Genomic DNA, 15,175 nt, shown 5'->3' on the forward strand with positions numbered 1-15,175 from the left:
CCGCGCGTGCCCCTGATCGTCCGCGATGCCACGCCGGCCGACGTGCCGGCCATCGCCGCCCTCTACGCGGATGAAGTCCGCGACCATGTCAACACGTACGAGTACGACGTGCCGGATGACGCCGAAATGGCGCGTCGCATGCAGGGCGTGCTCGACGCCGGCTATCCGTACCTGGTGGCCGAGCTGGACGGAGAGTTCGTCGGCTACGCCTATGCCAGCAGCTATCGCGCCCGCGCGGGCTACCGCAAGACCGTGGAGAACTCGGTCTACGTGGTCCCCGGTCGACAGGGCCAGGGCATCGGCGCGGCGCTGATGCAGGCACTGATCGACGCCTGCGAAGCGCGCGGCTATCGGCAGATGATCGCCGTGATCGGCGAGCCCACCAATACCGCCTCCATCCGCCTGCACGAGAAGTTCGGCTTCACCCTGGTCGGCATCTTCCGCGGCATCGCCTGGAAGCACGACCGCTGGCTGGACACTGTGCAGATGCAGCGCACCCTCGGCGCCGGTACCAGCGCGCCCCCGCAAGACGAATGACACGATGACCGAATCCAATCCCCTTCCCGCCGATCCGTTGCACGGACAACCCCATGAGATCGTCGAGCGGGATGGCGTGCGCTACACCCTGCTCGGCACCGCCCACGTCTCGCGCGCCAGCGTCGATGCCGTGCGAGCGGCCGTGGCCAGTGGCGACTACGACAGCGTGGCGGTGGAGCTGGACCCGGGCCGCCTGCAGTCGCTGACCGATCCCGACACCCTCACGCGGCTCGACCTGGTGAAGGTGATCCGCGAAGGCAAGACGCACCTGTTCGCTGCCAATCTGGCGCTGGCCGCCTATCAGCGGCGGCTGGCCGAACAGCTGGGCGTCGAGCCCGGCGAGGAACTGAAGGCCGGTGCGCTGGACGCGCAGGCACGCGGGTTGCCGGTGCACCTGATCGACCGCGAGGTCGGACTGACCTTCAAGCGTGCGCTTCAGTCGCTGGGCTGGTGGCAGCGCACGAAGGTCGGTGCCGGCATCCTGGCCAGCATGTTCGGCGATGAAGAGGTCGGCGACGACGAGATCGAAAAGCTCAAACAGGGCGACATGCTGGAATCCAGCTTCGGCGAGTTCGCCGCCGAAAGCCCGCAGCTGTACCAGGCCATCATCGCCGAGCGCGACCAGTACATGGCCTCGGCGCTGCGCCAGGTCGCGGCCGGCGTGCCGGCCGGCGCCGCATCTCCCTACCGCGTCCTGGCGGTGGTCGGCGCTGGCCATCTTCCCGGCCTGGTCCGCCACCTCCGTGACGATGCCGGGGATCCGGCCGAACTGCGGCGTTCGCTGGAGATCGTGAAGCCCAAGTCGCGCGTGCCGTGGATGGAGCTGGTGATCGGCGTGTTCCTGGTCGGCGGCTTCGCCTGGGGTTTCTGGCAGGGCGGCGTGGATGTCGGCTCGGATCTGCTGATCCAATGGGTGCTGGCGACCGGCGTACTGGGCGCCATCGGCTGCGCGATCGCGGGCGGGCATCCGCTCAGCATCCTCGCGGCCTTCATTGCCTCGCCGCTCACGCCGCTGCATCCCGCACTCGCTTCGGGCACGGTCAGCGCCTTCGTCGAGGCGACGCTGCGCAAGCCCACCTACGCGGACTTCATGGCCCTGCGCGACGACGTGCAGACGGTGAAAGGCTGGTGGAAGAACCGGGTGGCGCGGATCCTGCTCAATTTCTTCCTCACCAGCCTGGGCACCGCCATCGGGGTGTGGACGGGCGGCTTGAGGATGCTGGGCAAGCTGGTCGGCTGAGCCAAGCTCCGGGAGAACAGAAAAAGAGCCGGGCATTGCCCGGCTTTTTTCGTCAGCTCCCTCAGTCGACGTGCAGCGCCGTGACGCTGGCCTTCGACGGGGCATCACCCCGTCGCATGCGGGCCCGCGCGATCGCCCGTGCCGTGCCGCTGCGCAGATCGTCCAGGATGGCGTAGATGGTCGGCAGGAACAGCAGGCTGACCACCGTGGAGAACGCCAGGCCACCGGCGATGGCCCGCGCCATCGGTGCGTAGGCCGGGCCGTCGCCCGCCATCTGCGTATTGGCCATCGCGATGGGGATCATCGCCAGGATCGCCGTGCCCATCGTCATCAGGATGGGCCGCAGGCGCTCGCGACTGCCCTCCACCAGCGCATCGGTACGCGACAGGCCGCGCCGTCGCAGGTTGTTGATGTGCTCCACCATCACGATGCCGTTGTTCACCACCACGCCCATCAGCACCAGGATGCCGATGAAGGACATGATCCCGAACGTCGTGCCCGTCAGCGCGAACAGCCAGAACACGCCGAACACCGAGAACAGCACGCCGCTCATGATCGCCGCCGGGAACAGGAGCGACTCGAACACCGCCGCCATCACGATGTAGATCATCACCAGCGCGATCAGCAGGTTGAACATCATCTGCGCACTGGCTTCGTCCTCTTCCTGGAACGCGCCGCCGTCGAAGGAGTAGCTGTAACCGGCCGGGAACGACATGCCCTTCAGCGTCTCCTCCAGCGCCTTGCGCGCCTCCGGCACCGTGGCCTTCTCGGCAAGATTGGCCTGCACGGACAGCGTGGTCTGCCGGTTGGTGCGCTGGATCTGGGTGGCCGACGGCTGCACGCCCACGTCCACCAGCGCCAGCAACGGCACCGTACGGCCGTCCGGTGCGCGCACCATGAAGCCCGACAGGTCGTCCGTGCCGTAGTCCTCCGCACCCGCGAAACGCACCCAGACAGGCACTTCCGTCTCGCCGCGGCGGAACTCGCGCAGCGGCGCTCCGCGCAGCGCCAGGCTGACGAAGCGCGCGACCTCTTCGGCGCTGAAGCCGAAGGCCGCCGCACGCTCACGGTCCACGCGCACGTTGAGCTCGCTGTTCTGGTCGCCCACGTCCACCCGCACGTCCCGCAGCTCCTTGCGCTTGGCCAGGATCGGGATCAGGTCGTTGGCGATCTCCGACAGCGTCTGGGTGGAATCGCCGACCAGCTGGAAGGACACGCCTTGCCCCGGCTGGCCGCCGCCACCCTGGCCGCCGCCTTCGCCGCGGATGCCGATGTTGGCGCGCGCCGACTTGGGCAGGTCCTCGCGCAACTGCTCGATGATCGGCTTGGTTTCGCTGGCCTTGTCGGTATCGAACTTGACCTGGGTGCCGCCCCAGCCCTGTTCGCTGAAGTAGGAATAGACTTGCGTGACCCGGTATTTCTTGCGGTTGGCCTCCAGGAACTGTTCGACCTTCAGGATCTCGGCCGACATCTGCTCCTTGGTGTAGGCGCCCTTCCACTGGTAGTACAGCTCGGCTTCGCCGCCGCTGTCGCCGCCGAACATGTCGAACTTGGTGAACTTGATGGGCACGAAGCTGACCACCACGATCAGCAGGATGCCCAGCACGCTCCAGCCGCGATGCTCCAGCGTCCAGCGCAGCAGGCCGGCGTAACGCTTCTGCATGCGCGGAATGATGCCGGTTTCGGTGCGCACCAGCGGCGGCGTCTTCAGCCGCGCCGAGATCATCGGAATCAGGCTCACCGCGACCAGCCACGAGGCCAGCAGCGACACCGAGATGGTGATCGCGATCTGGCCCAGGTAGATGCTGAGGAAGTTGCGCTCGCCGAACAGGTTGGGCACGAACACGATGCAGTGGCACAGCGTGCCGGCCGACAGCGCGATGGCGACATGGCGGGTGCCGACGATCGACGCCCACACCGGGTTGTCCGGGTACTTCTCGCGTTCCTGGTAGATGCTTTCCACCACCACCACGGCGTTGTCCACCAGCATGCCGATGGCCAGCAGCAGTCCCATCATCGACAGGATGTTCAGCGTCACCCCGGCGAAGTACATGAAGCCCAGCGTCATCACGAAGCAGATCGGGATGGCCAGCGTCACCATCGACACCGACGGCCAGTGGCGCAGGAAAAACCACAGCACGACGATCGACAGCACCAGGCCGATCAGACCGGCCTCGGCCAGCTCCAGCAGCGAGGAGGTGACGTTCTCGCCCTGGTTCTCGATCACCTTGACCTGCACGTCGCTGAGCTGCGGCTGCGCGCGGATCGCTTCCACTTCCGCCAGCGCCTTGCTGGACACCTCCACCAGGTTGGCGTTGCGCTCCTTGAAGATGTCCAGGCCCACGGCCGGCTGGCCATCCAGGCGCCGCCCGTAATCCATGCGGGCGGGCTTCAGGCGCACGTCGGCGATGTCGCCCAGGCGCACGCTGCCGGTGCCGACCACCAGGTCGCGCAACTCCTGCAGGTCGGTCAGTTCGCCTACCGGCTGCACGCGCAGGCGCTGCGGCCCGTCGCTGATCACGCCGGCGGAGATGGAGAAGTTCACCGCCTGCAGGCGCTGGGTCAGGTCGTTGAGGCTCAGGTTGTGCGCGGTCAGCCGATCCTGGTTGATCGCGATCTCCACCTCGTTCGGCGGCGCGCCCGAGACGTCCACGCGCGCCACGCCGGGGATGCGCTCGATGCGGCGCTTGAACTCGCGCTCGATCATGTCGTACGCGCCGGTCAGGTCGGTCTTGCTGGCCAGACGCACCCGCAGGACCGGCTGGTCCGTGGTGGAGAACTTGAAGACGAAGTAGCGCTGCAGGTCTTCCGGCAGGTCGTCGCGGATGGCATCCAGCCGCTCGCGCGCCTCCGAGGCCGCGATGGCGACATCGCGGTCCCAGTTGGAGAACTGGATGAAGATCTGCGCGCCCTCCGCCTTGGCGTTGGACTCCATCCGCTTGATGCCCGCCATCGTCGAGAGCGCCTCCTCGGCCGGGCGCAGCACCGTGCGTTCGACCTCCTCGGGCGTGGAGCCGGTGTACGGCAACGACACGAAGATGAAGGGCGGCGAGACCTCGGGAAAGGCCTCCAGCGGCAGGCGGATCGCCGCGATCAGGCCGATCACGAACAGCGAGATGAAGAACATCACCGCCGTCACCGGCCGCTTGATGCTGAACTCCGCGACGCTCATGCGGGTTCGCCCTCCCCTTCAGCCGGCATCGCCGCCGCCTTGCGGGCACGGCGACCGCGTTCCAGGTAGTAGTCGTCGGCGCGGCGGTCCAGCAGGTCGTACACCACCGGGATCACCAGCAGGGTGAGCAACGTGGACACCAGCAGACCGCCGATCACGGTGATGGCCATGGGCGAACGCACCTCGGCGCCCGGACTCCCGAACAGCGGCGCGGTGGCCAGCGGCAGGAAGCCGAACAGCGTGCACAGCGTGGTCATGATGATCGGCCGCAGGCGCGAACGCGCGCCCTCCACCAGCGCCTCGCGCTTGGCCACGCCGGCCTCGCGCAGCTGGTTGACCTTGTCGATCAGGATGATGGCGTTCTTGGTGACCAGGCCCACCAGCAGGATCAGGCCGATGAAGACCACCACCGACACCGGCGAACGGGTCAGGAACAGCGCCGCCACCGCGCCCACCAGTGCCAAGGGGATGGTGAACAGGATCACGAACGGATGCAGCAGGGATTCGAACTGCGAGGCCATCACCAGGTACACCAGGAACACCGCCAGGCCGAAGGCGAACAGCAGCGAGCTGACCGACTCGGCCAGTTCTTCGCCCTGCCCGCCGATATGCATGCCGACGCCGGCGCCGAGCGGATTCTCGGCGACCATCTGCTGCACTTCCTGCACCGCGCTGCCCAGATCGATGTCGCGCAGGTTGGCCGACACGATGGCCACCCGCACCTGGTCGGCACGGTGGATTTCGCTGGGGCCGGTGGTGGCCACCACGTCGGCGACCGCCGCCAGCGTGACCGGGCGGGCGCTACCCGGGTTGACGATCAACTGGCGGATGCTCTCCACCGAGGCGCGGTCGCCTTCCTGCGCGCGCACCAGCACGTCGATCTTGCGGTCGCGGAAGCTGTAGCGCGTGGCCACTTCGCCGCGCACCTTCTTCACCACCACGTCGGCGATCTGGCGGGTGGTCAGACCCAGCGCACCGGCGCGCTCCTGGTCGAAGCGGATCTGGATCTCGGGAAAGCCCTGCTCCACGGTCGATTTGACGTCGGCATAGTGCGGGTTGGTGCGCAGCAGCGCCGCCAGCTTCTGGCCCGCCTTTTCGATACTGGCCAGGTCCTGCCCGCGCAGCTCGACCTCCAACGGGGTGGAGAAGCTGAAGAGTTCCGGACGGCTGAAATCGACCTGCGCGCCCGGATGCTGCTTCATGCTGGCACGCAGCGCTTCCGTTTCACGAGCCTCCAGGGCCTCGCTGCCGCCGTTGGCCATCACCACCGTCAGCTTGCCGATGTTCTCACCGCTCTCGGTGGGATTGGCGTCCAGGCGCGTGCCGCTGCCGCTCACGCCGTAGAGGGCATGAATGCCTTCGGCCTTGGCGTGCTGGTTCTGAAGTTCGCGCACCAGGGCGTCGGTCTTGGCCAGCGGCGTGCCGGGCGGCAGCTTCACCGTCATCTCGAAGCGGTCCTGCGCCAGCTGCGGGATCAGGTCCGCGCCCAACAGCGGCACCATCGCCAGCGAAGCGACGAACGCGGCGGCGGCGAAGCCCAGCACCAGCCAGGGGCGCTGCAGCGACGCCGGCAGCAGGCGCATGTAGCCGGACTCGGCGCGGTGGTACGGCGCCATCGTCAGATCGGACGCCTTGCGCATCACCGGCCCCACCACCGCCACGACGCCGCGCCAGACGCGCACAACCAGCCAGGCGATCCCGAAGAATGCGTAGCGGAACGTCGCGCCGATGCCACGGCCGCTGGCCGCGATCGGCTTCTGCCAGCGCGAGGCGGGCTTCCATTGCGGATGCGGGGCTTCCTCGGGGAACGCCAGCGGCGGACGGCCCTTCAGCGAGCTCAGCATCGGAATGAGCGTCATCGACACGATCAGCGAGATGCCGATGGCGATGGCGACCGTCAGCGCCTGGTCGCGGAACAGCTGGCCGGCGATGCCCTGCACGAATACCAGCGGCAGGAACACCGCGATGGTCGTCAACGTGGACGCCACCACCGCCATGCTGACTTCGCGCGTGCCGACCATGGCCGCTTCCAGGATGCCCAGGCCGCGCTCGCGCGCCTTGGCGATGCTTTCCAGCACCACGATGGAGTCGTCCACCACCAGGCCGGTGGCCAGCGCCAGGCCGCCCAGCGACATGACGTTCAGGCTCAGTCCCAGTTCGCCCATGAAGAAGAACGTGGTGACGATGGAGACCGGCAGCGACAGGCTGATGACGAAGGTGCTCCAGCCATCGCGCAGGAACAGGAAGATGATCAGGATGGCCAGCAGGCCGCCGATCACGGCATCCTTCTTCACGTCGGCGATCGCGTGCTCGATGAACAGCGACTGGTCGTCGATGATGGTCACCTCGACATCCGGCGGCACTTGCTGCTTCAGCTGTTCCAGCCGAGCCTTCAGCGCCTCGGCCGTGGACACGGTGTTGGCATCGCCTTCCTTGTAGATGGCCAGTTCGACGGCTTCTTTTCCGGCCAGGCGGATGATGGCCTCGCGCTCCTTGAAGCCCTGGCGCACTTCGGCCACGTCTTTCAGGCGCACCGGCATGCCGCCGGCGACCACCCCGCTGCCGCCGGAAGACGCGTTCTGCACGGATGCAGCCGCGGCCATCGCCTCCGCCGAGCCGGTGGTGGCGGCGATCGCCGCCATCTGCGCCGCCGCCGATGCCGCGGCATTGTCTCCGCCGCCCTGCGTGGTGACCAGCATCTCGCGGATCTCGTTGACGCTGGCGAACTGGTTGACCGTGCGCACCAGGTAACGCTGCGAGCCTTCCTCCAGGCGACCGCCGGAGATGTTGATGTTCTCCTGCTGCAGGCGCTGGATGATGGTGTCGATGGGCAGGTTCAACTGCGCCAGCTTCTGCTGGTCGATGTCGACCTGGATCTCGTCCTCCAGACCACCGCCGACCTTCACTGCCGCCACGCCGTTGACCGGCTCCAGCTTCTTCTTCAGGTCGTCGTCGGCATAGCGGCGCAGTTCGGTCAGCAGGCGGATCGCGTCGGCGTCGTTCTTCGGCTCCTGCTTGTTGGACAGCACCAGACGCAGGATCGGCTCGGTGGACGGGTTGAAGCGCAGCAGCACCGGCGCCTTGGCCTCCAACGGCAGCGACAGCACCTCCATCTTGTCGCGCACTTCCAGGCTGGCCTGGTCCATGTCGGTGCCCCAGGCGAATTCCAGCACCACGTCGCTCTGGCCGGTGCGCGAGACCGACTTCAGCTTGCGCAGGTTCTTCACTACGCCGACGGCTTCTTCCACCGGCTCGCTGATCAGGGTTTCGATCTCCGACGGTGCGGCCCCGGTGTACTCGGTGCGCACGGTCAGCGTGGGGTAGCTCAGGTCCGGCAACAGATTGACCTTCAGCGAGCCCAGCGCGATCACGCCGAACAGGAACATCGTGATCCAGAACATGGCGACGGTGACCCGGCGCCGCGTGGAGAACTCGACCAGGCCGCCGCCCAGCGTGTCGTCGCCGGCGGCGTGGGGTCCGTGGTCCCCGGGGGCGTGGTCGGGCGCGCTCATTGCTTGGTTCCGGCGGTCTTGGCGGCATCGGCCTTGGCGGCCACCTTGGCCGGCTCGGCGCCGATCACCTGCACGCTGCTGCCCTCGCGCAGGGCCACCTTGCCGGCCGTCACCACCTGTTCGCCGGCCTTCAGGCCCTCACGCACCTCGATCCATTCGCCGTCCACGTAGCCGATCTTCACCGGCACGCGCACCGCCTTGCCGTCGCGCACCACGAACACCGCCGGGTCGCCGTCGTCCAGCAGCGCCACGCGCGGCACCACCAGGGCATCGGCACGCTGGTCGTAATCGATCCGGATGCGGCTGAACATGCCCGGCTGCAGCACGCCGTCGCTGGCGAAGGAGCACACTACGCGGAACGTGCCGCTGCCGGCATCCACCACCGGCGCGATGCGGTCCACCGTGCCCTGGAAGGTCTTGCCCGGCAGCGCATCCACGGTCATCAGGACCGGCAGGCCGGCCTTCAGCGTGGCCAGTTCGCGCTCGGGCACGTCCAGCGTCGCCTCCAGGCGCGACTGGTCGACGATGCGGATGATCGGCGTATTGATCTGCACGAAATTGCCGACCTTGATCGAACGCGACGCGACCACGCCGGAGATCGGCGCGGTGACCGTCGTGTAGGACAGCTCCAGCGCGGCGCCCCGGTAGACCGCACGCGCGTTCTCCAGGTCGTACTTGATCTGGTCCACGTCGTTGGCGCTGATCATCTGCTGTTCGACCAGCTGTTGCGCGCGGCGGTAGTTGTTCTCCAGCTTGCGCATCTGCGCCTCGGCCTGTGCCATCTGCAGGCGCAGACGGTCCGGGTCCAGCCGGACCAGGGCCTGGCCGGCGCGCACCACCTGGCCTTCCTCGACCAGCACGGCCAGCGCCACGCCGGAGGTCTTGGCGATCACCTGCGACTCTCCCAGTGCTTCCAGCGGCGCCGTGTTGCTGTAGCTGGCCGCGACCGGGCGACGGGCGACCTTGGCCACTTCGACCGGCACGGCGTCGGGTTCCTTCGCAGCCTCGCCGTTCTTGGCCTGGGCCTCGGGCGTCGGGCCGCCGCCCTTGCAGGCGGACAGCACCAACAGGCCACACAACACGGGGACCAGGGCCAGCTGCAGGTAGGAACGGCCGGAGGGGGGGCGGGGTCGGGACATGGGACGGTACCGTGGTGGTGTTGTGGTGGTGTTGTATGAAGGTATATCACCCCTGAATGACTTCCATGCGCCGAAGGTCATGGTGACTAGCGTCGGGTTCGCCCGGGAGAGCGGTCGTGTCTTCGGTGCGCGACCTGGGCCGCGGGTCGCTTCGCCTTCGATGCGAAGGGAAGGACGTGCCGGTGTTCCCGCCCGGCGCTGCGGTAGGCAGGCGCGTCTGACAGCTCGCGGGCGCGCATCGTGTGCCTGCTGGGTGTGCGCCTGTGCGCGACATTCGGTCGCAGGCTATACTTGCGTTCAGCCAAGCGCTGCGGTGGTACGTGGCGCGCGCAACCTGAGAGTTTCCCGAGAATGATGCGACCGCTGCCGCTCGCCGCTTGCCTTGCCTTGGCCGCCCTTCCGCTGGCCGCCCTGACCGCCCAACAGGAAACCCCGGCCGCGCCCGCCCCGGTCGAAGCTGCGGCCCCGGCCGCCGCTCCCGCCGCCGCCCCGGCGCCGCTGGTCGGCAACCCCGAGTCTGGCCGTACCCTCACCTACACCTGCCTGGGCTGCCATGGCATCGAGGGTTACAAGAACGCCTATCCCAGCTTCAAGGTGCCGAAGATCGGCGGACAGTCGGCCGACTACCTGGCCAACGCGCTGACCGAGTACCGCAACGGCAACCGCAAGCACCCCACCATGCAGGCCCAGGCGCAGAGCTTCTCCGAGCAGGACATCGCCGATATCGCCGCCTTCCTTTCCACCGTCAAGTAAGCCCACCATGCCCAACGCCAAGCACGCCCAGCGTCTAGCCATCGCCCTGTTCGCTGCCCTCGCCCTGGTGGCTTGCTCGAAGGAGAACACCGAAGCCGCGGCCCAGGATCCGGGCCACGCCAGCGGCGAGCACGGCGCAAGTTCGTCGGCCGGCCTGCCGAAGGGCCACATCGCCAAGGGCGAGGAACTGGCCAAGGCCAAGGGCCAGGCCACCGGCCAGAGCTGCGTGGACTGCCACGGTGCCGAGGGCAATGCCCCCATCGACGACACCTACCCCAAGCTGGGCGGGCAGTACGCGGACTATCTGGCGCACGCGCTGCAGGCCTATCGCGGCGGCGACCGCAAGCATGCGTTGATGAGCCCGCAGGCCGCCAACCTGAGCGACCAGGACATCTCCGACCTGGCCGCCTATTTCGGTTCGCGGCCGTCGCAGTTGCGCGACCTGCACAACCTCAACAAGTAAGACGTCCCTCTTCGGGAACGCGAAAACGGAGCCGCAAGGCTCCGTTTTCGTTTCCGACTGCCGCCATGTCTTCCGTGGGAACGACGTGAGTCGGTATGGGAGACCGCGGTGGTCACGTCGGTCCCACACCATGCATTTCTGCCATCCCGCCATCAGCTGTCGGGGGGGATCGGCGTGCGCTTGACCGGGATCTCCGGCGGCGGACGCGCCTTCGGCGGTTCGGGGAACAGGCTGCCCAGGCCGCAGCCGCCCCCCAGCTGCAACACCGAGATCGTGCACTTCAGTTTCATGTTCGTGCCGGGGATGGCGATCTCCATCTCGCGCACGTTGCGCCGCACCCACTCGGCCAGCAGCGATTCGCTGGGCACCCAGTACTTGTCGAAGCTGGTCGGCTCATAGTCGTACGGCGGCCGCTGCAGCCAGGTGCCCGCCTCCGCCAGCCGTTCCCGGGTCCACTGGTCGTTCTGTCCGCCCGGCGCGCCGCGTGGGGGCTCGGATTCGCCCGTGACGCCGGGAACCCGCAGGCTGCCATCAGCGTTGTACAGGCCCGGCTTGTCGCGTCCGTCCGCCACGCTGTCGCCCGCCACGTTGCGCCGCGCATTACCCCAATCATCGCTGCGCGCGGGGGTGTTCCAGCCACCGGCGCGCGCCGCGGGCGCGGCAGGGGATGCGGTGGCGGACGAGGCCGCCGCCGCACCGCGGGGGGCGGACGAAGTCGAGGTTCCTGCCGGTGCCCGGGTCTGTGCTGTCGCAGCCGCATCGGCCGCCGAGGGCGCTGCGGGAGCGGAGCGCGAGGCCGTGGAGGGCGCGGGGGCGGGTTCGCGGATCTGCACCTGCTGGACGCCACGCTCGCGCGCCGTGATATCGCGCGGTGCAACCTCGGCCGCGCGACGCTGGAGGTCGCGGACCTCGGGCGCCTGCAGCGGCGCCGGGATCTCCCGCTCCCGCACGCGGGCGTCCCGCGTGGCCACCGCCGGCACTTCGGCACGCGCGGGAAGATCGCGACGGACCACCGCCGGCGCCGTCACCGGCGCGAGGATCTCGCGCGTCGGCACCCCGGGTTCGCGCAAGGACGGCAGCGTGACCTCGGGCAGGCGAGCGGTGGGGGGTGGCAGTACGAAGGCCCGTGTCGGCTCCGGCACCTCCGTGACCTGCAACGGCTGCGGGGCCAGTTCGGGCACGGGAACGTCGCGTGGGGGCATGGGCGGCATGTCCATCGCCAGCGCCGCAGGGGCGGCCGCTGCGGCTTCGGGCATCGCCGCTGGCGGCAGAAGCGGCTGCGGCGCGGGCACGGACGCCGCGGACCTGGTGGATGACGACTGCCCCGCCTCGGGCTGGCCGGCCTGCGCCTCGCCTCCCGGCTCCGCGGGACTGCCGTCGCCGATCATCTCCAGTCGCACGCGGCTGCTGTCACCGGGCTCGGCCGGCGGCGGCGGTATCTGCACCAGCGCCACCCACAGCAGGAACAGGAAGAACAGCAAGTGCAGCAGGCTGCTGCTGAAGCCAGCAAGCCAGCGCATCCAGCGCTCTTCGCGCGGCGGCGGTCCCCACCCCTGGTAGAACAGCGAGCGGAAAGCGCGCCAGCGTCCCGGCACGAACGGCGCTGCATCGGCCTTGCGTGGCGACACGCGCGCGGCCAGTGCCGCGACCACCGCATCGGCGCGCTCACGGGTGATGCGGCCCAGCCGTTCGGGCAGCGCGCGCAACCACAAGCCCCAACCGAACGGGAGTCCGGTCTGGCGTTCGACGATGGGGGCCGCCTTGCGTGGCAGCAGGTAGGCGATGACGTCGGTGGCGTTCGTCACCGGCGCGGGCGTCCGTCAGGCGGCGTTGCCGCGGGGGATGTACGGCGCGGCGCCGGTCCCGTGGTCGGTGGCGTCGCGCACCGCGGTCACGCCCGGCACGCGCGCCATCAGGGTCTTCTCGATGCCCTGCTTGAGGGTGACGTCGGCCATGCCGCAGCCGTGGCAACCGCCACCGAAGCGCAGCCACACCACGCCATCGCCGCCCACTTCCTCCACCGCCACGCGCCCCTTGTGGGACGCCAGCTGCGGATTGATCTCGTTGTCGATCACCCAGCGCACCCGCTCGACCAGCGAGGCGGTGTCGCCGGGCGCTTCACCCTTGATGCGGGGCGCCTTGATGGTGAGCTGCGTGCTTGCACCCTTCATCACGTAATCGATCTCGGCGCCGTCCAGCCAATGCACGCTGGCGGCATCGACATAAAGCGTGAAGCCGTCGCAATCGACGGCCCATTCGTCGCCTGCCAGGTCGCGCGGCTCGGAGAACTCCAGCCGTGCGTCGGCCTGTGCCGTGCCGGGATGGACGGCGCTGAGGCGCACACCCAGTCCAGGCAGGGCCTCGCGTTCGATGAGCTTGCGGAAATGCGCCTGCGCGCTGTCTGAAATCTGGATCATGCGGGTATTCTAGCCCCCTGCCCGACAGCCATTCACCTTCACAGGCCCGTCGTCGGTCTTCATTCAGACTGGCCGCCCAGGAGACGCGCGATGTCCGATCTGATACCCCTCGCCCAGGCGCATTGCGTGCCACTGCGTGGCAGCGAACACCGCCTGCCGCCCGCCCGCATCGCCGAGCTGCTGCCGCAGGTACCCGGCTGGGAACTGGTGGAGGACGGCCACGCGCTGTCGCGGACGTTCCCGTTCGAGAACTACTACGAAACGATGGCGTTCGTGAACGCGCTGGCGTTCATCGCCCATGCCGAGGACCATCATCCGGACCTGGGCGTTCATTACAACCGCGCCGTCGTGCGCTATTCCACGCACGACGTGGGCGGCCTGAGCGAGAACGACTTCATCTGCGCGGCCAAGGCCAGCGCCCTGCTGGGAGAAGCCTGATGGACCTTCGTCCGACCCGCCTGCCGCTTACTGCGGCACTGATCCTGGCGCTGTCGCTCTCCGCCTGCGCGAAGAAGCAGGAAGAGGCAGCGGCACCCGCGATCCCTCCCACCGAACTGGCCGCGATCGACACCCCGCCGCCGGCTTATCCCCCGGAAGCGGAATGCGACAGCGAAGGCGGCACCACGGTGTTGCGCGTGACCATCGACAAGGATGGCGTGCCCGCGCAGGTGGCGCAGGCGCAGAGCAGCGGCCATGCCGCGCTGGACAAGGCGGCGCTGGAGGCCGTGCGCACCTGGACGTTCCGCGCCGCCACCCGCAACGGCCAGCCGGTCACCCACACGATCACCGTGCCGGTGACCTTCCCGCCCGTGCTGGAAAAGCCGACCCGTTGTTTCGCCCAGGGCAGCTGAGACTCAGCCCAAGCGATCCAGCGCCTCGGCCAGGTCGTCGGACAGCGGCGCCGTCAATACATAAGGCGTACGCCCGCCATCCAGCGCGAACTGCAGCGAGGCCGCATGCAGGAACAGGCGCTTCAGCCCCACCTGCTCGCGCAGGCGCTTGTTGACGGCCGGGTCGCCGTACTTGTCGTCGCCGGCCACGGGATGGCCGATGTGCTGGGCGTGCACGCGGATCTGGTGGGTACGCCCGGTCTCGATGCGGACCTCGCAGTAGGAATGCCCACCCCGTCGCTCCAGTACGCGGAAATGACTGAGCGACGGCTTCCCATCGCGATGCACCTGTACGTGCCGCTCCCCGCCCTGGCGCAAGCCGATATGCAGCGGCGCATCCACACTCATCACCCCATCGGGCATGCGCCCCACCAGCAGGGTGAGGTAACGCTTCTCGATCCCGCGCGTGCCCTCCTCGCTGTCCTCGCGAAGCAGCGCCTGCAGTTCCGACAGCGCCGAGCGCTTCTTGGCCATCACCAGCAGGCCGGAGGTGTCGCGGTCCAGCCGGTGGACCAGTTCCAGGGACTGGTGTGGCCGCAGCGCGCGCATGGTCTCGATGGCGCCGTGGCTGATGCCGCTGCCGCCATGGCTGGCCACCCCGGTCGGCTTGTTGATGACCAACAGCCGCTCGTCCTCGAACACGATGGCCGCTTCCATCCGCTTCAGGAAGCCTGAAGGCGGGGCCACCTTCTCTCCCACCTCGGTGAGACTGACGGGCGGGATACGGACCTCGTCGCCCCCTTCCAGCTTGCGCTCCGCCTTGGCCCGGCCGCCATTCACCCGCACCTGGCCGCTGCGGACCAGCTTGTAGACCAGGCTCCGCGGAGCCCCCTTCAGCTGGCCCAACAGGAAGTTGTCCAACCGCTGCCCTGCCCGGTCTTCCGGCACCGTGATGGTGCGCACGGCGGTCTTGGGCGGGGCCGCCGGCTTGTCCGAGGGGGGGCTAGGGGTCATGAACGGTAATCTGTTAAACTCGGGGGGCGAGATAAGGGTTTGATTTCGCTGGGAGTTGCAGTTGGGCCAGAAGCCCGTCTCCCCGCGATTCCGGCAAG

12 protein-coding genes are annotated in these 15,175 nt (G+C 68.5%); 6 read left to right on the top strand and 6 right to left on the bottom strand.

Annotated features, from left to right (window positions below):
* Positions 1-6 precede the first annotated feature (6 nt).
* Positions 7-537, top strand: coding sequence for a GNAT family N-acetyltransferase (locus tag V8246_RS16485; RefSeq protein ID WP_253459619.1), 531 nt, complete (start codon positions 7-9; stop codon positions 535-537).
* A gap of 4 nt (positions 538-541) precedes the next feature.
* Positions 542-1,777, top strand: a complete 1,236-nt coding sequence (locus tag V8246_RS16490) for a TraB/GumN family protein (protein WP_253459616.1) — start codon at positions 542-544, stop codon at positions 1,775-1,777.
* 61 nt (positions 1,778-1,838) lie between these two features.
* Here V8246_RS16490 and V8246_RS16495 read toward each other — a convergent pair whose 3' ends face one another.
* From V8246_RS16495 to V8246_RS16505, 3 genes are read right to left on the bottom strand one after another with little or no spacing between them, the layout of a single operon-like run.
* Complete coding sequence (locus V8246_RS16495; RefSeq protein ID WP_336190205.1) at positions 1,839-4,949, bottom strand: efflux RND transporter permease subunit; 3,111 nt, start codon at positions 4,947-4,949, stop codon at positions 1,839-1,841.
* The gene (locus V8246_RS16500; protein ID WP_336190206.1) at positions 4,946-8,461 is read right to left on the bottom strand and encodes an efflux RND transporter permease subunit; all 3,516 of its coding nucleotides are present in this window, start codon (positions 8,459-8,461) and stop codon (positions 4,946-4,948) included. The genes V8246_RS16495 and V8246_RS16500 overlap by 4 nt, the downstream gene beginning before the upstream one ends.
* Positions 8,458-9,600 carry an efflux RND transporter periplasmic adaptor subunit gene (locus tag V8246_RS16505; RefSeq protein WP_336190207.1) on the bottom strand — a complete coding sequence of 381 codons (1,143 nt, stop codon included), beginning with the start codon at positions 9,598-9,600 and terminating at the stop codon, positions 8,458-8,460. The genes V8246_RS16500 and V8246_RS16505 overlap by 4 nt, the downstream gene beginning before the upstream one ends.
* A gap of 354 nt (positions 9,601-9,954) precedes the next feature.
* Between V8246_RS16505 and V8246_RS16510 the strand changes: the two genes are divergently transcribed.
* Both V8246_RS16510 and V8246_RS16515 read left to right on the top strand, forming a co-directional pair.
* On the top strand, positions 9,955-10,353 hold the full coding sequence (locus V8246_RS16510) for a cytochrome c (protein ID WP_336190289.1): 399 nt from the start codon (positions 9,955-9,957) through the stop codon (positions 10,351-10,353).
* Between the two features lie 7 nt (positions 10,354-10,360).
* Positions 10,361-10,816 (top strand): cytochrome c, encoded by a 456-nt coding sequence (locus V8246_RS16515; protein WP_336190208.1) that lies wholly within the window; start codon positions 10,361-10,363, stop codon positions 10,814-10,816.
* Positions 10,817-10,968: 152 nt separating this feature from the next.
* Here the strand turns inward: V8246_RS16515 and V8246_RS16520 are convergent, their stop codons facing one another.
* Positions 10,969-12,621, bottom strand: a complete 1,653-nt coding sequence (locus V8246_RS16520; protein ID WP_336190209.1) for a hypothetical protein — start codon at positions 12,619-12,621, stop codon at positions 10,969-10,971.
* Positions 12,622-12,636: 15 nt separating this feature from the next.
* Positions 12,637-13,233, bottom strand: a complete 597-nt coding sequence (locus tag V8246_RS16525) for an NfuA family Fe-S biogenesis protein (protein ID WP_162110943.1) — start codon at positions 13,231-13,233, stop codon at positions 12,637-12,639.
* A gap of 90 nt (positions 13,234-13,323) precedes the next feature.
* Here V8246_RS16525 and V8246_RS16530 point away from each other — a divergent pair, with 90 nt between their 5' ends.
* Positions 13,324-13,671, top strand: a complete 348-nt coding sequence (locus V8246_RS16530) for a 4a-hydroxytetrahydrobiopterin dehydratase (RefSeq protein ID WP_162110944.1) — start codon at positions 13,324-13,326, stop codon at positions 13,669-13,671.
* Entirely contained in the window at positions 13,671-14,084 is a 414-nt protein-coding gene (locus V8246_RS16535) for an energy transducer TonB (protein WP_336190210.1), read from the top strand. The genes V8246_RS16530 and V8246_RS16535 overlap by 1 nt, the downstream gene beginning before the upstream one ends.
* A 3-nt stretch (positions 14,085-14,087) precedes the next feature.
* Here V8246_RS16535 and V8246_RS16540 read toward each other — a convergent pair whose 3' ends face one another.
* Positions 14,088-15,077: an RluA family pseudouridine synthase gene (locus tag V8246_RS16540; RefSeq protein ID WP_336190211.1), complete on the bottom strand. Its 990-nt coding sequence runs from the start codon at positions 15,075-15,077 to the stop codon at positions 14,088-14,090.
* Positions 15,078-15,175 lie beyond the last annotated feature (98 nt).

This window comes from Pseudoxanthomonas sp. F11, assembly GCF_037046485.1.
Classification (GTDB): domain Bacteria; phylum Pseudomonadota; class Gammaproteobacteria; order Xanthomonadales; family Xanthomonadaceae; genus Pseudoxanthomonas_A.